The 23,272-nt window shown below is 49.8% G+C and carries 23 protein-coding genes, 1 other RNA gene and 1 pseudogene; 20 read left to right on the top strand and 5 right to left on the bottom strand.

Annotation, left to right across the window (positions count from 1 at the left end):
- Positions 1-91: 91 nt before the first annotated feature.
- From gap to ssrA, 11 genes are all read left to right on the top strand, one after another.
- Complete coding sequence (gene gap, locus QMG93_RS26770) at positions 92-1,096, top strand: type I glyceraldehyde-3-phosphate dehydrogenase (protein ID WP_163852533.1); 1,005 nt, start codon at positions 92-94, stop codon at positions 1,094-1,096.
- Positions 1,097-1,368: 272 nt separating this feature from the next.
- Positions 1,369-2,550, top strand: a complete 1,182-nt coding sequence (locus QMG93_RS26765) for a phosphoglycerate kinase (RefSeq protein ID WP_281941982.1) — start codon at positions 1,369-1,371, stop codon at positions 2,548-2,550.
- Between the two features lie 12 nt (positions 2,551-2,562).
- Positions 2,563-3,315, top strand: coding sequence for a triose-phosphate isomerase (gene tpiA / locus QMG93_RS26760; RefSeq protein ID WP_281941980.1), 753 nt, complete (start codon positions 2,563-2,565; stop codon positions 3,313-3,315).
- Position 3,316: 1 nt separating this feature from the next.
- Positions 3,317-4,861, top strand: coding sequence for a 2,3-bisphosphoglycerate-independent phosphoglycerate mutase (gene gpmI / locus QMG93_RS26755; protein ID WP_281941978.1), 1,545 nt, complete (start codon positions 3,317-3,319; stop codon positions 4,859-4,861).
- Between the two features lie 45 nt (positions 4,862-4,906).
- The gene (gene eno, locus QMG93_RS26750) at positions 4,907-6,199 is read left to right on the top strand and encodes a phosphopyruvate hydratase (RefSeq protein WP_281941976.1); all 1,293 of its coding nucleotides are present in this window, start codon (positions 4,907-4,909) and stop codon (positions 6,197-6,199) included.
- A 252-nt stretch (positions 6,200-6,451) separates the two neighbouring features.
- The gene (locus tag QMG93_RS26745) at positions 6,452-7,162 is read left to right on the top strand and encodes a M50 family metallopeptidase (protein WP_281941974.1); all 711 of its coding nucleotides are present in this window, start codon (positions 6,452-6,454) and stop codon (positions 7,160-7,162) included.
- Positions 7,163-7,282: 120 nt separating this feature from the next.
- Positions 7,283-7,522, top strand: a complete 240-nt coding sequence (secG, locus tag QMG93_RS26740; RefSeq protein WP_025845137.1) for a preprotein translocase subunit SecG — start codon at positions 7,283-7,285, stop codon at positions 7,520-7,522.
- A gap of 145 nt (positions 7,523-7,667) precedes the next feature.
- Positions 7,668-8,471 carry an alpha/beta hydrolase gene (locus tag QMG93_RS26735; protein ID WP_281941972.1) on the top strand — a complete coding sequence of 268 codons (804 nt, stop codon included), beginning with the start codon at positions 7,668-7,670 and terminating at the stop codon, positions 8,469-8,471.
- 29 nt (positions 8,472-8,500) lie between these two features.
- Positions 8,501-10,975, top strand: coding sequence for a ribonuclease R (gene rnr / locus QMG93_RS26730; RefSeq protein WP_281942048.1), 2,475 nt, complete (start codon positions 8,501-8,503; stop codon positions 10,973-10,975).
- Positions 10,976-11,063: 88 nt separating this feature from the next.
- On the top strand, positions 11,064-11,543 hold the full coding sequence (gene smpB / locus QMG93_RS26725; protein WP_025845132.1) for an SsrA-binding protein SmpB: 480 nt from the start codon (positions 11,064-11,066) through the stop codon (positions 11,541-11,543).
- Positions 11,544-11,751: 208 nt separating this feature from the next.
- Positions 11,752-12,115: a transfer-messenger RNA gene (ssrA, locus tag QMG93_RS26720) on the top strand.
- 232 nt (positions 12,116-12,347) lie between these two features.
- Here the strand turns inward: ssrA and QMG93_RS26715 are convergent.
- The 4 genes from QMG93_RS26715 to QMG93_RS26700 form a co-directional block, all read right to left on the bottom strand.
- Positions 12,348-12,680, bottom strand: a complete 333-nt coding sequence (locus QMG93_RS26715; RefSeq protein WP_281941969.1) for a hypothetical protein — start codon at positions 12,678-12,680, stop codon at positions 12,348-12,350.
- 18 nt (positions 12,681-12,698) lie between these two features.
- A complete protein-coding gene (locus tag QMG93_RS26710) occupies positions 12,699-12,899 on the bottom strand; it encodes a recombinase zinc beta ribbon domain-containing protein (protein ID WP_281941968.1) in 201 nt (66 codons plus the stop codon).
- Positions 12,896-13,057, bottom strand: a complete 162-nt coding sequence (locus tag QMG93_RS26705; RefSeq protein WP_281941966.1) for a hypothetical protein — start codon at positions 13,055-13,057, stop codon at positions 12,896-12,898. Before QMG93_RS26705 ends, QMG93_RS26710 begins: the two co-directional genes overlap by 4 nt.
- A gap of 284 nt (positions 13,058-13,341) precedes the next feature.
- On the bottom strand, positions 13,342-13,467 hold the full coding sequence (locus QMG93_RS26700; protein ID WP_281941964.1) for a hypothetical protein: 126 nt from the start codon (positions 13,465-13,467) through the stop codon (positions 13,342-13,344).
- A gap of 247 nt (positions 13,468-13,714) precedes the next feature.
- Here QMG93_RS26700 and QMG93_RS26695 point away from each other — a divergent pair, with 247 nt between their 5' ends.
- The 6 genes and pseudogenes from QMG93_RS26695 (at position 13,715) to QMG93_RS26675 (ending at position 19,224) form a co-directional block, all read left to right on the top strand.
- Positions 13,715-16,150, top strand: a complete 2,436-nt coding sequence (locus tag QMG93_RS26695) for a hypothetical protein (protein ID WP_281941962.1) — start codon at positions 13,715-13,717, stop codon at positions 16,148-16,150.
- A 590-nt stretch (positions 16,151-16,740) separates the two neighbouring features.
- A complete protein-coding gene (locus QMG93_RS26690; RefSeq protein WP_281941960.1) occupies positions 16,741-17,001 on the top strand; it encodes a hypothetical protein in 261 nt (86 codons plus the stop codon).
- Between the two features lie 94 nt (positions 17,002-17,095).
- Positions 17,096-17,254: pseudogene (locus QMG93_RS26685) on the top strand (DUF6530 family protein); the annotation flags it as partial.
- Positions 17,254-17,328 carry a hypothetical protein gene (locus tag QMG93_RS35285; protein WP_331488665.1) on the top strand — a complete coding sequence of 25 codons (75 nt, stop codon included), beginning with the start codon at positions 17,254-17,256 and terminating at the stop codon, positions 17,326-17,328. The pseudogene QMG93_RS26685 and the gene QMG93_RS35285, both read left to right, overlap by 1 nt.
- Position 17,329: 1 nt before the next feature.
- Positions 17,330-18,538 (top strand): MFS transporter, encoded by a 1,209-nt coding sequence (locus tag QMG93_RS26680; protein ID WP_281941956.1) that lies wholly within the window; start codon positions 17,330-17,332, stop codon positions 18,536-18,538.
- 206 nt (positions 18,539-18,744) lie between these two features.
- Positions 18,745-19,224, top strand: a complete 480-nt coding sequence (locus tag QMG93_RS26675; RefSeq protein ID WP_281941954.1) for a DUF6530 family protein — start codon at positions 18,745-18,747, stop codon at positions 19,222-19,224.
- Between the two features lie 72 nt (positions 19,225-19,296).
- On the opposite strand, the gene QMG93_RS26670 is transcribed toward QMG93_RS26675, so the two are convergent.
- The gene (locus tag QMG93_RS26670) at positions 19,297-20,430 is read right to left on the bottom strand and encodes a DUF4261 domain-containing protein (protein WP_281941952.1); all 1,134 of its coding nucleotides are present in this window, start codon (positions 20,428-20,430) and stop codon (positions 19,297-19,299) included.
- 228 nt (positions 20,431-20,658) lie between these two features.
- On the opposite strand from QMG93_RS26670, the gene QMG93_RS26665 reads away from it, so the two are divergent.
- The 3 genes from QMG93_RS26665 to QMG93_RS26655 all read left to right on the top strand — a co-directional run bounded on the left by QMG93_RS26665 (position 20,659) and on the right by QMG93_RS26655 (position 23,083).
- On the top strand, positions 20,659-21,105 hold the full coding sequence (locus tag QMG93_RS26665; RefSeq protein WP_281941951.1) for a hypothetical protein: 447 nt from the start codon (positions 20,659-20,661) through the stop codon (positions 21,103-21,105).
- Positions 21,106-21,314: 209 nt separating this feature from the next.
- Positions 21,315-22,271 carry an SDR family NAD(P)-dependent oxidoreductase gene (locus QMG93_RS26660; RefSeq protein ID WP_281941949.1) on the top strand — a complete coding sequence of 319 codons (957 nt, stop codon included), beginning with the start codon at positions 21,315-21,317 and terminating at the stop codon, positions 22,269-22,271.
- A gap of 224 nt (positions 22,272-22,495) precedes the next feature.
- A complete protein-coding gene (locus tag QMG93_RS26655; protein ID WP_281941947.1) occupies positions 22,496-23,083 on the top strand; it encodes a TetR/AcrR family transcriptional regulator in 588 nt (195 codons plus the stop codon).
- The last annotated feature ends 189 nt before the right edge of the window (positions 23,084-23,272 follow it).

Genomic DNA, 23,272 nt, shown 5'->3' with positions numbered 1-23,272 from the left:
GCCTGTCTTGACATATCGCTGCCGCGGTTGTAATTCTACGAAACCTTGCCGGGAGCAGCGGACACCAAATCATTTCTAGGAGGCTTTCAACATGGTAAAAGTTGGTATTAACGGTTTTGGACGTATCGGTCGTAACGTATTCCGCGCAGCACTTGGCAATCCTGAGGTGGAGATCGTCGCTATCAACGACTTGACGGATGTAAAAACGTTGGCTCACCTGCTCAAGTACGACACGACTCACGGCCGTCTGAACGCTACGGTGGAAGCTACCGAAGGCGCGCTCATCGTAAACGGCAAAACGATTAAAGTGTTCGCCGAGCGCAATCCGGAAAACCTGCCTTGGGCTGCAAACGGCGTTGAAATCGTCGTTGAATCCACAGGGATCTTTACCGCAAAAGAGAAAGCCGAGCTTCACCTGAAAGGCGGAGCGAAGAAAGTTATCATCTCTGCACCTGCAACGAACGAAGATATTACGGTCGTTATGGGCGTTAACGAAGATAAATACGATCCGGCTCAACATACGATCATCTCCAACGCATCCTGCACCACGAACTGCTTGGCTCCTTTCGCCAAAGTTATTAACGACAAATTCGGTATCGTTAAAGGCATGATGACGACGGTTCACTCCTACACGAACGACCAGCAAGTGCTCGACCTGCCGCATAAAGACCTGCGCCGCGCTCGTGCAGCCGCTGAAAACATCATTCCTTCGACAACTGGCGCTGCGAAAGCCGTTTCCCTCGTGCTGCCGGAGCTGAAAGGCAAGCTGAACGGTATGGCAATGCGCGTACCTACGCCGAACGTATCGGTTACGGACCTCGTTGTTGAGCTGAGCAAAAACGTAACGGTTGACGAAGTCAACAACGCTCTGAAAGAAGCCGCTAACGGCCCGCTGAAAGGCATCTTGAACTACTCCGAAGAGCCGCTCGTATCCAGCGACTATAACGGCGACCCGGCTTCCTCCACGATCGACGCGCTGTCCACGATGGTTGTCGGCGACAACATGGTGAAAGTGGTATCCTGGTACGACAACGAGTGGGGCTACTCCAACCGTGTCGTCGATCTGGTAAGCTTTATCGCGAAAAAAGGTCTGTAATGGTAAAATTGTGGTGATGTTCTGAAAACCTGTTTGAAAGACAGCTCGCTTATCGTACGCAATGGGATGTGTCTCCGGGTTCTGTTGAACTTTCGTTTCTTTTAACAATATTTGATAGGATGAAACGAAAATTCAAAGGAACCGCGCTAGCGCTCTACGACACACCCCATTTGCGCTCGCGCGAGCTGCCTTTCAATAGTGGAAACCAGGCACGTCCCCACAATTTTTTGTGTGTGGGTAGGAAGAGACAAAACCGCTGGGAGGCATGGAAGATGAATAAGAAAAGCGTTCGTGACGTAGAAGTTAGCGGTAAACGCGTATTTGTCCGGGTCGATTTCAACGTGCCGCTGGAGAACGGGAAAATTACAGACGATACGCGGATTCGCGAAACGCTGCCGACGATCAAGTACTTGACGGATCGCGGAGCGAAAGTCATTCTGGCCAGCCATTTGGGCCGTCCGAAGGGACAAGTCGTCGAAGAGATGCGGCTGACTCCGGCTGCGGCACGCTTGTCTGAACTGCTCGGCAAGCCGGTTGCTAAGGCGGACGAAGCAATTGGCGATGCGGTTAAAGCGCAAATTGCCAAGCTGAACGACGGCGACGTGCTGCTGCTTGAGAACGTGCGCTTTTACGCGGGCGAAGAGAAGAACGATCCGGAGTTGGCGAAAGCTTTTGCCGAACTGGCGGATCTGTATGTCAACGACGCGTTCGGCGCCGCGCACCGGGCTCATGCTTCCACGGAAGGCATCGCGCATCATCTGCCGGCCGTATCCGGATTGCTGATGGAAAAAGAACTCGACGTGCTCGGCAAAGCGCTCAACAACCCGGATCGTCCGTTCACCGCGATTGTTGGCGGAGCGAAGGTGAAAGACAAAATCGCCGTTATCGAGAAGCTGATCGAGATTGCAGACAACATCATCATCGGCGGCGGGCTGTCCTACACCTTCTTCAAAGCCAAAGGCTACGAGATTGGCAAATCCCTCTTGGATAATGACCGTCTGGAGCTGGTGCAGGAATTCGAGCGCAAAGCGAAGGAAAAAGGCGTGAACTTCCTGCTGCCGGTTGACGTTGTCGTCGGCGATGATTTCAGCGCTTCGGCAAATACGAAAATTGTAGACGTCGACCAAATTCCGGCGGACTGGGAAGGCTTCGACATTGGACCGAAAACCCGCGAGCTGTTTGCCAAAACGATTGCGGAATCCAAGCTGGTCGTATGGAACGGGCCGATGGGCGTATTCGAATTGAAGCCGTTCGAAGACGGAACGAAAGCGGTAGCGGAAGCTTGCGCGGCGACGGCCGGCTATACGGTCATCGGCGGCGGCGACTCGGCGGCAGCTGTAGAGAAATTCCATCTTGGCGACAAAATGGATCACATCTCTACCGGCGGCGGAGCTTCTCTTGAATTTATGGAAGGCAAGGCGCTTCCAGGCGTCGTGGCTTTGAACGATAAATAGGAGGCGGGGCATATGCGCAAACCGATCATTGCAGGCAACTGGAAAATGTTCAAAACGGTAGGGGAATCGCTGGCCTTCGTCAGTGAAGTGAAGGGTAAGGCGGAAGCGGCAGGCGTCGAGAGCGTTATTTGCGCGCCGTTTACGAACCTTCCGGCCTTGGTAGAAGCGGTGAAGGGCACGACGCTGAAGGTCGGCGCTCAAAACCTGCATTTTGAAGACAACGGCGCGTTTACGGGTGAGATCAGCGGCGTGATGCTGAAAGATCTCGGCGTAGAGTACGTGATCATCGGACACTCCGAGCGCCGGGCCTATTTTGCGGAGACCGACGAAACGGTGAACCAAAAAGTTCACGCGGCGTTCAAGCACGGCTTGACTCCGATCGTATGCGTCGGCGAGAAGCTGGAAGAGCGCGAAGCGGGCCAAACGAAAAACGTGTGCAAAGTGCAGACCGAAGCGGCGTTTGCCGGCTTGAGCGCGGAGCAGGCGGCGAAAGTCGTCATCGCTTACGAGCCGATCTGGGCGATCGGAACGGGCAAATCGTCGACGGCAGCGGACGCTCAGGACGTGATCGGCTACATTCGCGAGCTGGTTACCGGCTTGTATGGAGCCGAGACGGCAGCGGCGGTACGGATTCAATACGGCGGCAGCGTGAAGCCGAACAATATCGCCGAGTATATGCAGCAGCCGGACATCGACGGCGCACTGGTAGGGGGCGCGAGTCTGGAGCCGGCATCCTACATCGATTTGATCAAGGGGGCCGAGTAACATGGCCAGACCGAAACCGGTAGCACTGATCATCTTGGACGGCTTCGGCCTTCGCGGCGAAACGCAGGGCAATGCGGTAGCGCAGGCGAACAAGCCGAATTACGACCGGTATTGGAACCAGTTTCCCCATACGACGTTGACCGCTTGCGGCGAGGCCGTCGGGCTGCCTGAAGGGCAAATGGGCAACTCGGAAGTGGGTCATCTCAACATCGGTGCCGGACGGATCGTGTATCAGGATTTGACGCGGATTTCCAAGTCGATTCGCGAAGGCGAGTTTTTCGAGAACGAAACGATTCTCGGCGCCATACGTCATGCCCGTGAGAACGGCAAGAAGCTTCATCTGTACGGTCTGCTATCTGACGGCGGCGTACATAGCCATATCGCACACCTGTTCGCATTGCTGGAAGTGTGCAAGAAGGAAGACTTCCATGAAGTCTACATTCATGCATTCCTGGACGGCCGCGATGTGGCGCCGGACAGCGCCGTGAAGTACATGGAGCAGCTGCAAAACAAAATTGCGGAGCTCGGCGTAGGCCACATTGCCACGGTGCAAGGACGGTACTATGCGATGGACCGCGACAAGCGCTGGGAACGTACGGAGAAGTCGTACCGCGCGATGGTATACGGCGATGGACCAACCTTCGAGGACCCGATGAACGCCATCAAGGAATCGTACGTCCGGTCCGTATTCGACGAGTTCGTCATGCCGACGGTCATCGTGAAGAAGGACGGCACGCCTGTCGGTTTGGTCGAGTCCGGCGATTCGGTCGTGTTCTTCAACTTCCGTCCGGACCGGGCTATCCAGCTGTCGCAAGTATTCACGAACGACGACTTCCGCGGCTTCGACCGCGGAGACAAGTGCCCGAAGGATTTGTATTACGTGTGCCTGACCCTTTTCAGCGAAACCGTGGGCGGCTACGTTGCGTATAAACCGAAGAATCTGGATAATACGCTCGGCGAGGTGCTGGTGCAGAACAACCTGAAGCAGCTCCGCATTGCCGAGACGGAAAAGTATCCGCACGTCACGTTCTTCTTCAGCGGCGGCCGCGACGTCGAGCTTCCGGGCGAAACGCGTATTCTCATTAACTCCCCGAAGGTAGCGACATATGACCTGAAGCCGGAGATGAGCGCTTATGAGGTAGCGGAAGCGGCGGTGCAAGAGATCGAGGCCGAGCGCCAGGACGTCATCATCCTGAACTTTGCCAACCCGGACATGGTCGGACACTCCGGTTTGCTGGAGCCGACGATCAAAGCGATCGAAGCGACGGACGAGTGCCTCGGCAAAGTCGTCGACGCCATTCTGGCGAAGGGCGGGGTTGCGCTGATTACGGCCGACCACGGCAACGCCGATGTCGTTACGAATCCGGACGGTTCGCGCAATACCGCGCATACGACGAATCCGGTCCCTTTCATTCTCACCGATAGTCATGTTACACTAAGAAACGATGGCATTTTGGCGGATATCGCCCCGACGATGCTCGAGTTTCTGGGCGTGACGCAGCCGGCGGAAATGACCGGGAAATCGATCGTTGCAACACGCGGTTAACCCTTGTGCAAACGGAATAAAAATACGAGAAGGAGTGTTCTAGCAATGACTGTAATCTCCAATGTATACGCACGCGAAGTGCTTGACTCCCGCGGTAACCCGACGGTAGAAGTGGAAGTATATCTGGAATCCGGAGCGCGCGGCCGCGCTATCGTTCCATCCGGCGCATCGACAGGCGCTTACGAAGCTGTAGAGCTTCGCGACGGCGACAAAGGCCGTTACCTTGGCAAAGGCGTACTGAAAGCCGTTGAGAACGTGAACGACTTAATCGCACCGGAAATCATCGGCATGAATGCCCTCGATCAAGTCGGCATCGACAAGCGCATGATCGAGTTGGATGGCACGCCGAACAAAGCGAAGCTTGGCGCGAACGCGATTCTCGCCGTATCTATGGCCGTAGCTCGCGCAGCGGCTGAAGCGCTGGACATTCCGCTGTACGTATACCTCGGCGGATTCAACGCCAAAACGCTTCCGGTTCCGATGATGAACATCATCAACGGCGGCGCACACGCGGACAACAACGTAGACGTGCAGGAGTTTATGGTATTGCCGGTAGGCGCTCCGACCTTCAAAGAAGCGCTGCGTACAGGCGCGGAAATTTTCCACAGCTTGAAAAACGTATTGAAAGAACAAGGTCTGAACACGGCTGTTGGCGACGAGGGCGGTTTTGCTCCGAACCTGAGCTCCAACGAAGCGGCGATTCAAACGATCATCACGGCAATCGAACGCGCAGGCTACAAGCCGGGCGTCGACGTATTCCTTGGTATGGACGTAGCTTCCACCGAGTTCTTTAAAGACGGCAAATACCATCTTGAAGGCGAAGGCAAGTCGTTCACTTCGGCTGAGTTCGTAGACTTCCTCGCTTCCTGGGTAGACAAATATCCGATCATCACGATCGAAGACGGCTGCTCCGAAGACGATTGGGAAGGCTGGAAACTGCTCACCGAGAAGCTTGGCGGCAAAGTACAGCTCGTCGGCGACGATTTGTTCGTAACGAACACGAACCGCCTGTCCCAAGGTATCGAGCAAAATATCGGCAACTCTATCCTCGTTAAAGTGAACCAAATCGGTTCCTTGACCGAGACGTTCGACGCAATCGAAATGGCAAAACGCGCGGGCTACACGGCGGTAATTTCCCACCGTTCCGGCGAGAGCGAAGACAGCACGATCGCAGACATCGCGGTAGCTACAAACGCAGGCCAAATCAAAACTGGTGCGCCTTCCCGTACCGACCGCGTAGCGAAGTACAACCAATTGCTCCGCATCGAGGATCAATTGACAAGCGTCGCTCAATACGCAGGCAAATCCGCATTTTACAACCTGAAAAACTTCAAGTAAGTTTGCAGTTGCAGTTGTAAAGTACAGGACTTAATAATAAAATAGGTTTGAATGCTCTCGACAACCGGAGTTGGAGATCCGTGTGTCTGCCGGAGAGTTTACGTGGTGCCTTTGAAACGGGTTGTTACCGACAGGTAAGTTAATGAGAACCCGTTTTCAACAGCACCCGCAGGCAGACAGCACGGAATCGGAAACGGCAAAGGTTGTCGATTTTTGCAATTCAAACGCTGACACTCACCCGGAGGGGATCACATGAGTAATTTGATAAAGACCGTATTTTTCTTGATTTTATCGGCCTTTCTTACGCATCTGATTCCCTTCAGTGATTTTTTCCGCAATCTCGATACGATGATACATGAGTTCGGCCACGCGCTCGTGACGTTGGCACTCTCCGGCAAAGTGATGTACATCGAGCTGTTCGCGAACCATAGCGGCGTAACGTATTCTCAGGTAACAAGCCGGTGGAGTCTCCTTCCGATTGCGCTGGCAGGGTATACGACGGCCTCGCTGTTCGCGCTCTTCATGTTCCGGATGCGGACCAGTGACAAGCAGCGGTTCGGACTGCAGGTGATGACGGCGATCGCCATTGTGGCTCTTATCCTGTTCGTTCGCAACGAGTTCGGAATCTTCTGGCTTCTCGGCTTCATTATCTTGAATACAATTATGCTGGCGTTTATGCCGCGCTGGCTCAGCGATCTGTATTATTTGCTGCTGGCCTTCCTGACGCTGGAAGAGTCGGTTTTCGGACCGTTCTCGTTGATTCTGTATGCCTGGAACGATCCGGCGAAGGCGGGCGATGCGACGAACCTCAGTCTGGTGACTCCGATCCCGGCTATCGGGTGGGCCGTGCTGTTGACGCTGTTTTCGTTATGGTGCGCGGTGCGGGCGCTGAAGTTGTTTCTCGGCGGCCGCAAGTCGTCGCTTTCCTCTCGTCCCGCGTACCGGCAGCAGTTCGAAGAGTAAAGATTTTGTAAAATACGCATGGACGATCCAACAGGATTTGTCAGTGCGTATTTTTTGTGGTATACTAAGCATGCTGTCTATTTTCGGACAAGTCCGTTTATTTTTGCAGGAGGTGGAATCATGGAATTAGCATTGAAGATCATCCTGGTCATCGCTTCGCTTGGCTTGATTGCGGCCGTTTTGCTGCAGCCGGGAAAAAGCGCAGGTTTGTCCGGTGCCATCTCCGGAGGGGCGGAGCATCTGTTCGGAAAGAAGAAGGCGCGGGGGCTGGAGTTGTTTTTGTCCCGTTTGACTATGGGTCTCGCCGTTGTATTCTTCGTCTTATCTTTGATTGTGGCGTACTTTGTAAAAGGCGCGTAAACATAAAAAGGCGACAGCAGGGGAATATTACTCCTGCTGTTTTTTTGTAGCTTTTCACATGGATAGATCTCGCGAGGGCCGCATGCTTCGGGAAGGAAGGGACGGCCTGGAAAATCCTGAAGGGTGCGAGACGGAGGCGGGGCGCTTGAAACGAGTATACAAAACAACGGAGCCTTTTCGGCTGGAAGGTACCGGTGAGCGGGCATCGACGCAGCTGCTGCTCATTCACGGCTTTACGGGGTCCCCGTCGGAGCTTCGGCGGCTTGGCTATTATTTGAACGATCTGGGCTATACTGTTAATGCGGTCCTGCTGCCGGGGCATGGCACGACGCCGGAGGACATGATCCGAACCGGTATGCACGATTGGTCCGGTCATGTGCTGCGCAGCTATGATGCGATGGCTGCCAGGCAGGCTCGCGAGGGCAAAATTGTGGCGATCGGCCATTCCATGGGAGGGTTGCTGGCTTTGGAGCTGGCGACGAAGCGAAGACTTGACGGCTTGGTTTCGCTGGCGGCGCCGATGTTTTTGTCCAGCCGCAAAACCTCGCTGGCCCTGCTGCTGCAGTATTTTATCAAATACATCGAACGGAGGCCGTCGGCGGCTGCGCATCTGATGGAGGAAGCCTGTACATATGACAAGACGCCGGTCCGGTGCGTGGTCGATCTTCGGAAGCTGATGAAGCTCGTAAAAGCGAACTTGGGACAAGTGTCGGCACCGTTATTTGTCGGGCAGGGCATACAGGACGGGATGGTCCTTCCGAAAAGCGCAGAGTACATTTACCGGCATGTCTCCTCGCTCGTCCGTCAAATCGAGTATTACCCCCATTCCTCCCATGGCTTGCTGCTTGACGAGTGGCGGGAGCGGGTATACGAAGATATATCCCGTTTTTTGGCGAGGCTTGACCAGGTCGGGACATGGAAACAGGCGGTCGTGGAAAATCAGACATAGGTTATAGAAAGAAAAGGCAGGTGAGAACATTGATAACGCGTGAAGCATTGCTAGATTTTATGAAAGAGACGGCATATAAGCCGATGACGTATCATGAGCTGGAGCAGCACTTCGTGCTGGAGAGGGCGCAGGAGTTCAAGGAATTCCTGAAGCTGCTCAATGAGCTCGAGAATGAAGGACTTATTCTACGTACGCGCAACGAGCGGTACGGGGTGCCGGAGCGGATGAATCTGCTGCGCGGCAAGCTGCAGGCGCATGCCAAAGGCTTCGGCTTCCTCATTCCCGACGACCGGGATCATCCGGATGTGTACATCCATGCCAACGACATGGGGACGGCGATGAACGGCGATATCGTGCTCGTACGGATCACGTCCAAAAGTCCGTCCGGCGGCCGGATGGAAGGCGAAGTCGTACGGGTGGTCAGCCGGGGCAATACGCAGATCGTCGGTCTGTTCCAATCCCACGAGGAGTATGCGTTTGTTATTGCGGATGATAAGCGGGTAGTGCGGGATATTTTTATTCCGAAGGAATCGTTCGGCGGCGCCATGGATGGCCATAAGGTCGTCGTAAAAATCGTATCGTACCCGGAAGGACGAGCAGCGGCACAAGGCGAAGTGGTGGAGATTCTGGGTCATAAAAACGATCCGGGCGTGGATATTCTCTCGATTATCCGCAAGCACCAACTGCCCGAAGCGTTTCCGGACGAGGTGATGGAAGAAGCTTCGGCTGTGCCGGATGTAATATCGGAAGGGGATTTGAAGGGCCGCCGCGATTTGCGTGGAAAGCGTATCGTCACCATTGATGGAGAAGATGCCAAAGACTTGGACGATGCCGTCAACGTGGAGCGGCTGCCGAACGGCAACTATGTGCTCGGCGTGCACATCGCCGACGTCAGCTATTATGTGCGCGAGGGCTCGCCGCTCGACAATGAAGCGTACAACCGTGGATGCAGCGTGTACTTGGTGGATCGGGTCATACCGATGCTGCCACACCGGCTGTCCAACGGCATCTGCTCGCTGAATCCGCAGGTGGACCGGCTTACGATGTCTTGTGAGATGGAGTTCGACGCGGATGCGAACGTGGTGCGCCATGATATTTTTACAAGCGTGATCAAGACAAGCGAGCGGATGACGTATACGAACGTCCGCAAGCTGCTGAGCGAGGAAGCACCGGAGCCGGAGCTGCTGGAGAAATACGCGTATCTGATGGACGACTTCCGTTTAATGGAAGAGCTGGCGATGAAGCTGCGGTCGAAACGGATGCGCCGCGGTGCGATCGATTTTGACTTTCAGGAATCAAAAATTTTGGTCGATGCGGACGGCAAGCCGACAGATATCGTGAAGCGGGACCGGACGATCGCGGAGATGATCATCGAGGAGTTCATGCTTGCGGCGAACGAGACGGTGGCGGAGCATTTTCATTGGCTCAAGGTGCCGTTCCTGTACCGGATTCACGAGGACCCGGATGCGGAGAAGCTGCAGCATTTTATGGAGTTCATCACGAACTTCGGCTATGTTGTCCGTGGGAAAGGCAATTCGGTGCATCCCCGGGCGCTTCAGACGCTGCTGGAGGAAATCAAGGGTACGAAGGAAGAAACCGTCATCAGCACGGTGATGCTGCGCTCGATGAAGCAGGCGAAGTACGATTCGCAGAGTCTGGGCCACTACGGTCTGGCCGCGGAATTTTACTCGCACTTCACATCGCCGATCCGGCGCTACCCTGACCTCGTCATTCACCGCGTCATTCGCGAGGTGCTGGAGAGCGGCACGCTCAGCGAAGCGCGGCACGAGTACTTGGCTTCGCGGATGGACGATATTGCGAAGCAATCGTCCGAGCGGGAGCGGGTGGCCGTCGATGCAGAGCGGGAGACCGAGGCGCTGAAGAAGGCCGAATTCATGCTCGACAAAGTCGGCGAAGAATTCGACGGCATCATCAGCAGCGTGACGAGCTTCGGGATGTTCGTGGAGCTGGATAACACTGTGGAAGGGCTCATCCGTCTATCCGATCTGACGGACGACTATTACCACTTCCACGACGCTCAGCACGCGCTCATCGGCGAACGCACGTCCAAAATTTATCGCCTTGGCGATGAAGTGAAGGTGCGCATCTCGCGGGTCAACATGGAGGAGCATACCATCGATTTCGAGATGGTCGATATGAAACCGCGGCCTCAGAAGATGAGTCTGGTTGACGCGCTGAACGCCGTGCGCAAGACCAAGCGCGACGGCCGTCCCGGCCGGGCAGGCAAAGCCGCCGCAGGCGGAGCACGCGCTGGACGCACCGAGCGCGCCGGGAAGCGCAGCGCCGGCGGCAACGGCCGCGGGAAGGGCCCGGCAGCCGCGAAGACGCGCGCGCTGGAGGCGGTGCGCACCGGCGAGGGCGCTACGGCGACCGGCCGTGCCGCAGGGCGCAAAAGCGCCAAAGCCGTGGGCAAGGCGGCCAAAGGCGGCGGCGTGGGCATCGGCTTTGCCAAGAAGAAGCGCAAAAAGACCGTCAAGCGCTAGTTCCCCTTGATTTCCGGGGATGGAGTTGGTACAATGGACTCCATCCCTCTGTTTGGAAATCGGTGTGGGAAGGAGCGGCTACGGGGACATGAGCAAAAAAAGCGATGGAAAAGTACTGGCGCAGAACAAAAAAGCGTCTCACGATTATTTTATCGAGGATACTTACGAATGCGGCCTGGTGCTGACCGGGACGGAGATCAAATCGCTGCGGCTCGGACGAGCCAATATCGGCGATGCGTTCGCGACGATCCGCAACGGCGAAGCGTTCGTGCACAATATGCACATCAGCCCATTCGAGCAAGGCAACCGGTTTAACCCCAGCGACCCGACGCGGGCCCGCAAGCTTCTTCTCAAGAAAGTCGAGATTAACAAACTGCTGGGCCAATCGAAGCAGGAAGGCTATACGCTAGTGCCGCTCAAGGTGTATGTGCGCAACGGCTATGCGAAGCTGCTGCTCGGCTTGGGTAAAGGGAAAAAGCAATACGACAAACGCGATACGGCGGCGAAACGCGACGCTCAGCGGGATATTCAGCGGGCGCTGCGCGAGAAGCAGAAGGTCGCACGGTAATGTCTTGGCGGAAATCCGCCAGTATGTTTAGGTTTTGGTATCGCATCCAACAACTCGCCCCTTCATTTTGCTCAAGGATATGTTATAATGAAAGAGCACTTGGGGAAGTGCAAAACTTTTCAAGTAAAAGTCAGCAGAAGTTGTAGGTAAGTTTTTTTCATAACCTTTTATATTAGGGTCTCCCATCCGATGGGAGGCTCACCTATGCGGGGACGTTCTTGGATTCGACGGGGATAGTTCGAGCATGGGTTGCGGGTAGTGGGGACGCGTCCGCTTTATCAACGCTAAAGCCAATTAAATGGCAAACAACAACAACAACTCGCTTTCGCAGCTTAATAACCTGTGACGCGGCTTCTACCCTGCATCGCCCATGTGCCGGGATAGGGGCTCAACCTTAGTGGGATACGCTGTCTAGTCTCCGCCTGCGGCTAGCTGAAGAAGACAATCAGGCTGACCCAACGCGTAGCCGGTTACGGGGCGACGCTCGGGTGACATCAAAACTGTGACTACACCCGTAGAAGCCTGTGTGGCGTTATCTTCGGACAGGGGTTCGACTCCCCTCGTCTCCATAATGCAAAAAGCACTGACCATTTGGTCGGTGTTTTTTGCATTATGGAGATACGGAAAGGGAGGAGCGAAGCCCCTGATGGGGTTCAGACCGCGCGCAGTGGAGCGTAAGCGGAACGAGCACGGCATTGAAAACCTCCCGCTAAGATCGTCATCATCGACTAGGCTTCGAGAGCAGGTAAAATCGAGATTTCAATACTCCTCTCGTCTCCATATGTTAAATCCACAACGGGGACCTTAAAGCTGACTTCTACATGCTTTTCGTAGACAATCACCTTTTCCACATAGCCGTCGATGAACTTCTTGATCTCTGGAAGCGCGGTTTGCGATGTGGGTCCCGAACTGAGAAAGCAGTTGTCGCAGAGTTTCTTCTGTGATGACTGTTTTTTCTTTTATTTCCTTAACCTCGATGAGCTTCTGGGAAAGGTCAAGCTTTTGCTGCTCAAGCGTGCTGAGCTTTTCTAGGAACGCCGGATTGGATGCGGCTGCCGCTACAGCGTTGACGATGTTTTCGATTTGCCGCTCGATAGCCTCAGGGCTCTTTTTGAGCCGCTGTTTTTCGCTTTTCACGTTAGTTTCTTTGGACTTTTACTCACTGAGTTGCTTGGCCAGAAGCGGAATGGCCTCCTCGTTGAAAATCTTCTCCTGCAGTTGGGCGAGGACGTAATTCTCGATGTATTCGCAGCGCAATTCCGGGTATTTGCAATCTTTTGTACGGTCCCGGTTTCCGCAGCGATACGTGACGTACTTGAGTTTGTTTCTGCCGCTGTGTTTGACGTTGCCCATCATGGAGTATTAAATGCCGACATTTTTCGGGTATTCCCTACAGCATAAAGGCCGCTAAGCAGATACATCTCTTTGGCTTTGTACGAGCCTGAAGCCTGCGTGTTGCCGTCCATTTTGACTTGACCCTGCTCGAGAGCCTCTTTGGTGATGATCGTAGGCATCCCGCCCTCCACGCGAATCACTTCCTCGTCGTCTTTCTTCCTATTGTTGTTCCGCTTGCTTTCCGCGTCTTTCCATCGGCCAGGTTGAAAATGTACGTTGCGGTTTACTTTTTATTGCGGAGAATGTGTACAAGGTGCCTTTGCTGATTGGACGACCATAGCGGGATTTGTAGCCCTCATCTGACAGTTCCCGGATGATCCGGTTGAGCCGTAGTCTGTGAGAAACATTGAGAAAACTGTCTCGACGATGTCGCGCTGATTCTCATTGATGACATATCGCTTCGTCATCGGATCGACCAAGTAGCCGATCGGCGGTAGTTGCCGGTATGCTTGCAATGGTAGGCCGTTTCTTTCAGGCCCTTCATGACTTCCCGGGCAAGGTCCATGCCTTCGTAAATCAATTTCATCATTATACTTTCGAGCGAATTATCTAAATTCTCGAGGACGCTTTTTTTCGTCGAGTAAAGGAATATGAAGAGAAAATTAATCATGATTATTAATAATAACAACATGTAAGGCAGGAATAAGAAGAAAATTGGCGAATATTGTAATATATTGGGTCGATACAGAAATTATTAGTGATTGAAAATCAATCTTTTCACTTGGAAATTATGGAAGCTTTATACCAATAACAGAACTTAGTAAAGAGGTGTGATAATGCAATTTATTAAAGAGACAGAATCACTCATGCACCGAGCAGGTGTTCATTGGAATCCTAAGCAAAAAATATTTGTTGCTGATATTCATAGAGAACTTGTTTTAAAAGAAGAAGAGGTTTCAAAAGAAGAAGACATAAAGGTTTTCTGTGAATTAGTCATGTTTTTGAGGAGTCATTTAGAATATGGTGTTTCTACTGCTTGGCATGAATCTAAATTAAATAGATACGTTTATCTGATGAACAAGAAACAACTTGAAGATAAATTTTCGCCGCTGATAATAAATACATTGGACAGGTATTATAAAGAAACTGATATTTTGAAGCTCTATAAAAGCTTAGGAGCAGACGATCCAAATATTATAGATTTGGTTGGTACTACAGCAGCGGGGAAGACTACATTTTGCAAGCAATTAGTCGATGATCTCAGTAAAAAGTTACTTGAGCTTACAATTTCAATGGGAAATAGTACTGTGATTCAAACTGATATTTTAGTACTCAAAAAAACAAAAAGAAAATTAATAATGTCGATTAGAGCTAAAGAGGAAATACTAACAGATATGATTTTAGTAGCTCTTAAAGGCGATGAAAAAAGGTTAGATGATTTAAAGCGCTTCAAAAAATCGTGTGGTGAAAATATTAATTTGCAGTTAGATGAAGATACAGTTAATGACGTCTTAGATTTGTTTGATCGAGATGATTTGTTAGATATTTTCCGTGAGTTTGTATTCAAAGTTAAAGCAAATATTAAGGCAATAGAAACAAATAGCCCAGAATTTGATTATTTTAAATGTGCTAGAGAAATGGCCCAACAACCTGAACTCGGAATAGAACTTGATGAAGTTATAAAAATGGAGTTTTTGGGCGATTTAAATGCCGATTTAGGAAATGTCTATGGTTACAGATACACCTTTACTTTGCCTACAGATGAAACTGGCTTGCAGGATGCAGAAAATTTTATTATCAAGACGATTGCTAAAAAAGAATTTCTAAATAGAAAAGAAGATTATGAGTCTTATCCGGAATTGAAAAATATGGTTTCTACGAGAATAATTTTTAAAAGTGCTATATTTGTTTTACCTCCTGATGATGGAGCAAGCAAGATTATTAATTTTGGAAATGGTGTTGTTCTTAGAGACTCGCAGGGGCATAAAACTACAGAGCAATATACGATTGCTTCGGATTTTTCTGTTAAAAGTAAAATAATGCTCATTCCTGTAAGTACTGGTGGTGTTTTGATTGATGATGAGAAAAGAGATTTACTTCAAAAAATAGCAATCTCAGAACCTAAAAATACTGTATTTATTATCACAAAAATTGATAAGACTGATGAATATAGTAAATTTATGGACGAAGAAAAGGATGAGCAAAGGTTTTTAAAAAGTTTAAAAGTTAAGATTAAAGACACTCATAAAAACATGTTGGAGTCATGGAATACGAAAAAGAAAGAAATCATTGCAGGTTCAATTGATTCAGAATACGAGTTGAATGATAAGCAGGCATTTAATTTTTTTATAGAAACATTTAACAGTGCATTCTTGACTTCGATAAAGGGTAAAAATAAGTTAGCTTATAAAATTCAGTGTGATGTTTCACCTGATGGAAGTATCCTTGATAAAGATAACGTGAAGATTAATAAGATTAGCTCATGGTACGGGATAGTGGCAGGATTAATCGAAAATAAGAAAGGAACGATCTATAAAAATATAGACCGATCCTACGTTAAAAGAATAAGTAGTGATTTTCTCGATGTTGCTCAATCTGATTTAGTGAGTAAGGCTGAAAGTATTATAAACTTCTACATAAACAATGAAAAATGGGAGGAGAGAGTAACCGAGGCTTTAAGTTGGTATGACTCTGATTTCCGAATATGGAGACCAGAAGGTGAGGCATGGTACTTCGGCTCATTTAGAAATGAAAAAATTATTTCTAACATTTCAGGAGTTTTTAAAGATCCAATTTCTGTACTATTAAATATAGTAAATAGATATACAATCAAAGACAAGGAATTCAATGCTGTCAATTATTTATTGGTTGAAAATTTAGCTTCGCAGTTGAGAAAATACTACCAGTGTGATGATGAAAATTTCTTTAGGGAAACGTCTAGGCAAATCATTACAGAGTGTTTAGAGACCTCACTTAAAATCTCCTACAAAGCTTATGACAGGAACTTGTATAAACAGAGTTGGTATACAAATTTAAAACCTGTAATGGAAGATAATCTACAGACAGAAAGGTATATAACAGGTAAAGCTCCTAGTTGGTTGAAAGATAGACAAAGATGGTATGGGTATGTAAATACTGAAACAGGACAAAGACTAGCGATGTATTGTAACCTTTTGTCTACTTTAAAGGCTAATCTGCAATCCAATTTTGAATTAGCTTTTTTTACAGTATTAACTGATGAATTAAGAAAGCTCGATTCGAAAATTTTATAAAAAGCAAAATATGCGGTCGCATAATATTAAGTATTGAAGAGCAGCATTAGCAAGAAGTGAATTTCGAAGAAAGTACAATGTAAAACGTATTAAGAAGCACCATATTTGTGCTAATATCCTGTCCGGTCTTTGTAGACATTCTGTAGACCAAAGCTTTAAAACCAGTTAATTAGTTATCAAATAAAACAATACAAAATAACATATAAGATGTTGTAATGCCTTACCAGATAACCTTTCAAGGGACATAATACACCTAGAGGGACAGAGTGAATTTTCAGGGACAACAGTTCGACTCCCCTCGTCTCCATAAAAATGCAAAAAGCACTGACCATTTGGTCGGTGCTTTTTGCATTTTTATGGAGATACGGAAAGGGGGAAGGGCGAAGCCCCTAATGGGGTTCAGACCGCGCTCAGTGGAGCGTAATGAGCACGGCATTGAAAATATACCACTAAGATCATCACCATCGGCAGGCTTCGTGATCAGGTGAATTTATGATTTTAATACTCTCAGCGTCTCCATAAAGTACAAAAGAGCATTGACGAAAAGGGTCGGTGTTCTTTTCTTTTAGAAGCGCAAGAAGCAAACGTTATTGACCGCGACAGCAGGATTCTTCTATCTTAACGCCGTGAATGGCAAAGGGCGGTTGTTCCTGTCCCAAAATATGAAGAAAGCAGGTACATTCCACAACCCGATGCATGAAAAGTCGCATAAAATGCGGCTTTTTTCTGGTTTGACCCAAGCCACCACAGGATTTGACAGGCGATTCGGGTTCAAGGCTTTGGTCGGCTGTATCGGCCTATTTTTCGTTTCTTCAATGATTTGGGCCGAGATGCGTTTAAAAAATGATTGACTAACGATGAAATCCAAGATAAACTGAAGCAGTAATTTAGTAAATTAGTAATCCAATAATCAAGTAATTTAGTAAATGAGATGAGGGGTGAAATATGAAATTACCTGCTATCTTAAAGCACAGGCCTATTGTCGTGTCGGAAAACTATGAGCAGGTTGACGGCCGATTCGGCAGGAACACAGATGCGAAAGGTTTTTCCCAGGGGTTGGCCCAGCGCAGCGATAGAGGAAAGGCTGCTATTTCAGCCAAGCTCTGAGCGCAGATGATGAGATGATCGGCGAGCGTCCGCGTCCGTTATCGCAAATATTAAAGGATATGGGGTATTAAAATGTTTTCCAATCGTTACGTTCGAACTATTATCCTTTCCCGGGTGCTGCTGCAGTTGGGAATATGGATCCGGAACTATGCCGTCCTTCTTTATGTTGCTGAATTGACAAATAATAATTCGGTTTATGTATCGCTGATTTCGGTTGCGGAATTCGCTCCGATTTTTCTGTTCGGCCTTATTGGCGGGACCTTTGCCGATCGATGGCGGCCGAAACGGACAATGGTATGGAGCGATCTGCTGTCTGCCTTGTCCGTTGTGGCTGTGCTGCTTGCCGTCATGAACGGTGGATGGATTGCTCTTCTCGTTGGATCATTTATTTCCGCCAGCCTGTCTCAATTTTCTCAGCCTTCGGGCATGAAACTATACAAGCGGCATGTACCGGGTGATCAACTGCAGGGCGTGATGGCGATATCCCAAACTCTTGTCGCTGTCTTTATGGTGTTGGGTCCGGTCATCGGCACGTTTATTTTCATCCGGTTTGGAATTAACGTATCTCTGATTCTGACGGCAGTTCTGTTCCTGGGGTCTTCGCTGATATTATCATCGCTTCCACGTGATGCGGAAGAACCGAAGTCCGGGGATGCCGGCAGCTTCATGAAGGAATTGACGGCTGGGCTGCGCTATATCGGGTCCAATCAAGCCTTACGAACACTCAGCCTGACTTTCTCGGCTGTCGGATTGGCGTCAGGACTAACTCAGCCGCTTCAGATCTTCCTTGTCATCGAGAAATTGGGATTGAACAAAGAATCTTTGCAATGGTTTGTTATGGCCAACGGGGCAGCTATGCTGGTAGGCGGAATTGCCATCATGGGGATAGCCAAAAAGGTGAAGCCGCAGTTGTTGCTCATGGTAGGCTTGCTTGTCGCCGCCGTCTGTACGATTGGAATAGGCGCCTCTACCATGATCTGGCTGACAATCGTTCTTTTGGTGATCAGCGGTTTGTTTTATCCTTGTATTCAAGGAGGAATCCAGACGCTTATTGTGCGGAACACGGAAGGCGCATTTATGGGCCGGGTATCCGGCGCGATCACGCCTGTTTTTATGGGGATGATGGTGATTGGCATGTTCCTATCCGGCTATTTGAAGGAATCGTTTTCCCTGTTGGCCGTATATGTCGTGAGCGGTGGTTTGATTATTGCCGGGGCACTTTTGCTAACCCCTCTTATTGCTGAGAAAGGACGAAAAGATGAGAGAGGAAAGGCATCATAACGGATTGACTATGGGGGCCTAAGGCAGATTAGTTTAAAATCATTTAAAACAGCGGTAGTCCGGGACTTTTTTCCGTCCAAGACTGCCGCTTGTTCATTTAACGGGGGCTTCTGATTCACGCGGATTGACTAACGTTGCAATCCAAGATAAGATGAAACAGTCATTTAGTGGGTCAGTAAATCAGTAAATGAAAAGAGGGAACGAATATGAAAATACCTACGACCTTAAAACATAAGCCTGTAGTCGTGTCGGAAAACTACGAGCAGATTGACGGCCGACTCGCTCGAAATACAGATGCAAAAGGCCTTTCTTTAGGATTGGCCCAGTGGAACGATAGAGGGAAGATCGATATTTCCGCTAAGGTATGGAGATACACAGGCGAAAAATGGTCAAGGCAATCGGAGGAACTGCCTCTTCATCGCGTTCTTGATTTGTCCATTCTGCTTTGCCGGTCCTTGGCGCATTTTCGCGAAGCCTACAGATACGAGCATCTATATGATCCGCAGCAGCCTGTCATCGACCGGGTTGGCTTGCAAGGGGATGCCATGACCGTAGCGATATGTACGGACAATGAGAGAATTAATGAAGATATCAAGCTGTTCAGCCAAGCTTTAAGCGAGGACGATGAAATGATCGGCGAACGCCTGCGTACATTATCAAAAATATTAAAGGATATGGGATATTGAAGAAAGATGAAATAAAGTAAAAAGCATCGGCCCTAGGCGGCCGATGCTTTTGTTTTGTGGAAATTCAGGAGATCAGTACTTGATCTTAAGACTCTCTCCGTTAACATATACGCCTTCCGAACGGGCAATCGGCAGCTTTTGTTCTGCGCTAAATCCGATCGTTTCTCCGTCGTTTAAAGTTACGTTATATTCTATAACATAACCGGAAATGTCAATCAGAAAATCGCGCAGCTCGGCAGGAGAGGCCTGACTGTCCAGCACTTCGATTTCATCTTTGCCAAAGGACTTCAGCCCGTGGGTGTAGCCATTCATCCCTGTTTCGGTTCCGACCAGACCAAAGTGAACCAAATTCAACAATGGAAAAGCATCATCCGATTTCATCATGTCGGCCATTTCCAGAAAAAGACCCGGTTGAAACACGGTACCGGATGAGTAGAGCCCAATAGCATTGGGAAGCTTCAAGCAGCTGGCCGCCAGCTTAGTGTAAAGCCTGCCGCTGTCGAGCGGAGAGCCGGATCGGGTAAATACGGCCACAATCATTTGGGCAACATGGGTTTTGGTAATGTCCGCGGCTTCCCGCCAGAGGTAGTTGCCCTGTGCATAATGCTCCGCCTCTCCGTTCGGTATAGGAGCATCGACAAAGCTTAAGGCTGCAGTGAAGCCGTCCACTTCGAAGACAAGGATTCCTTCTTTTTCTTCCTCGGGGTGGCCTTCTCCCTCTGCCGATGAGCAGGAGATATTCCAATCCTGCAGGAGGTTCTCCTTCACCTGATCAAGATCGCACTCCGAAGAATTCAGCAGAACGAACCCGTTAAAAATGCCGGACCCGGATGAATCGTCCTGAGATTCTGCGTCGCCTTCTTGTGCCTGTGCAGCCTCAATAGCGGCCGCCTGCTTCATCCAGTATTCGCGGATCATTTCTACCATAGCAATGGCTTCCTGCTTCGCAGTAGCCGGGTCATAGGGCTGCATCTCACTGAATATATGGCCACAATGCTCCGTATCGGATGGATCTTCATAGCCGCCGCAGACGGCAAGGAGCCATTTTCCTAGCAATGTTTTTTTGTACTTGAATATGTAGTAATGCATGTCATGCAAATCAAATTCTCCCGCGATTTCAATTTTGCTGGGTTTGCGGCCGAGCTCGCGTTCATCCGATAGCCAGTCAATCATGGACTGCATTGCGGCTTGCTGTTGGGCTGTCATTGTATCCTCTCCTAGTAAAAGTATGCGCTCTATCCATTGTATACACTAAACGATGGAATGCAAATTGGGTTAATAGGTTGCTTTGTTTCCCTGGGTATTTCAGTGTTGTTGCCTCGACTAATAGCCACTTTAGCCTACTCTGATATAATAGAAAGTGGCAATTGTCATTATAGTTAATCTGATTGAGGGGCTATGGTTTTGCATTTGAAATACAGGAGGTTAAATTTCGTGTCATCCACCATTTATAAATTGATACCTGAGGATGTACATTTCGTGCCCGAAAAAGCAAACGTAGAGCAAGTACGGTCTTATCTGGCCTCCATATTCCCTGCCGATAAGATATCCATCGAGCAATCGGAAGAGATTCAATTCGTCGATCAGGGTGAAAACTTCGTTCAAATCACGTGTCCGAGCTGCGACACGGTGATTGAATTAAAATGGTGGCACCAAGCGATGGATACCGCATGGCAAAGCGCCTTCAAGGACTTGGACGTGCAGCTCCCTTGCTGTTCGGCGCATACTACGCTTCACGGTCTACATTATGATTTCCCGGCAGGATTCTCGCGTCTTATTTTTGAAATCGAGAACCCCGAGGAAGAAGTGACAGCAGAGCAGTTGAGAAGGGTTGAACAGCTATTGGGATGCAAAATTCGTATGGTGAATGCTCGTTATTAATAAACAAGAAGCCGCAAAAGTCGCACAGTAAGCTTAATTTATCGCAGCCAATGTATTTTGTTTTTCCCGCTCCTGGCCTGCGGGATGCTATGCAGCATTGACGCAGCCTTGGCGATCCCCTACAAATTAGTTATTGACTAATCACTAACAACATGATACATTTTCATTAAGTTAGTGATTGATCAATAACTATTGCTGAGGTGAGACTTTTGAAAAAAGCAATTGTGGTAGGTGCAACTGGCGGTACCGGCGCTTCGGTTACGGAGGAACTGGTTAGAAGAGGGATTCGAACGGTGGCCTTCGGGCGATCCCGTGGGAAGCTTGAGCAGCTCAAGGCTAATCTGGGTAATCCGCATCATTTAACGATTGCCGTAGGCGACGCTTTCCGTCCGGATGACATCGTCACGGCTTCGGAAGGCGCGGATGTTATGTTTCACTGCGCAAACGTGCCGTATCACGAGATGACGAGCAAGCTGATTCCTCTGGGCGAATCCGTGATGGAAGCCGCTAATCGGCTTAGCCTGAAGGTAGTCGTGATCGACGGCATCTATCCCTATGGAAGAAGACAGATGGAACGGGCGACCGAGGATCATCCGAAACAGCCGCATACGAGGAAAGGCAAGATTAGACTCGCTTACGAGCAAATGCTGTTCGAAGCTCGATGGAGCCAGGCCAAGGTAATGATCGTCCGCTTGCCGGACTACTACGGTCCAACGGCGAACGAGGCCTCCTATCTGGGCTCTACGCTCGAAGCTATCGCGGCGGGCAAAATGGCTTTTTTCATCGGCAATCTGCATGTCCCGCGGGAATATGTCTACTTGCCGGACGCTGCGTTCATGATTGCAGAGCTCGCTGCCAGGGACGAGGCTTACGGCGAGAACTGGCATATTCCGGGCGCGGGCTTGATTTCGGGCAGGGAAATCGTGCGAATTGCCCGGCAAGCAAGCGGGAGCAGTAAACCGGTCATTCCGCTCGGAAGAGGCGGGCTATCCTTACTCGGCATGGTCGTACCGGTCATGAAGGAGGTCGTAGAGATGCTTTATTTGACCGAAGAGCCGCTTGTGCTGAGCGGGGACAAATACATGCGGTTGCTCGGACCGGTGCGGGCGACGTCCTTTGAAGAAGGAATCACGAATACGATGCGCGCATTGAAGAAGAAAAAATAACTTTCATTTTAACTAAAAGTAATTGATTAATCACTAGCAATATTGAAGAGAAAGGGAACGAATCATCTCATTATCTATACGCATCCAAAAAAAGAAGCTTTAACAACACGATTCTGGAGACATTGGCAGAAAGCTTACGCCAAGAGGGGGACGAGGTCCTATTCCATTCTTGATTAAATGGTCCGAAAAAGAGTAAGATGGTTTTGCAAGGAGGAATGCAACCGATGGGAAGAAATAAGGAATTCGATACGACCGTCGTGCTTCGCAAGGCCATGGAGGTATTCGGACATTACGGATATGAAGGCACTTCGCTGCAAATTTTGCTTGATGGCTTAGGGATTGCCCGGCAAAGCTTGTATGACACCTACGGTACGAAGAAAGACCTCTTCATCTCCGCAGTCAAGCATTATACGAACGAGAAAAGTGCAGCTTTGGTCGCAAGACTTAATCGTCCCGGTTCGGTCAAGGCGGCCATTACGGATATTTTTTGCGAGATCGCGGCGGCGTTGAAGGACGAGGCCCGGCGTAAGGAGTGCTTCATCATGCACAGTGCCATCGACCAGGTCCCTCACGTTCCCGAAATCGCCGCGTTCTTCGAGCAAGATGCTTCCCGATTGGAAGAGGCATACTATCGGGCATTGGTCCGTGCTTACGAGCAAGGTGAATTGAGCGATCGTCATAGCGATTTGAGGGCGCTTGCCCGCTATTTGAACCATTCCAGGTATTCGCTGACCCAAGCCGCTAAATTGACTTCCGATCCAAAAGTGTTGGACGATATTATAAAAGTGACGCTTTCTGCGTTGGATTCCTGAAAGGAGCGGTTCTAGGCTGCATGGCCGGACGCTTCATTCTTTTTGATAATATTAGACTGTTTGATCCGGAAATGGAGGTGCCGCACACAGCAAACAATACGTGCCCGAAATGACGTCGCTGAATTTAGAAAGCAGCTTCCGCATATTGTAATACGAGAATTATCCGGGCGGTTCAAGACGTTGAAAATT

The organism is Paenibacillus tyrphae (assembly GCF_027925525.1).
Classification (GTDB): Bacteria; Bacillota; Bacilli; order Paenibacillales; family NBRC-103111; genus Paenibacillus_G; species Paenibacillus_G tyrfis_B.
Note: the sequence above shows the minus strand (reverse complement) of the source record. Positions and strands in the feature narration are given on the sequence as shown.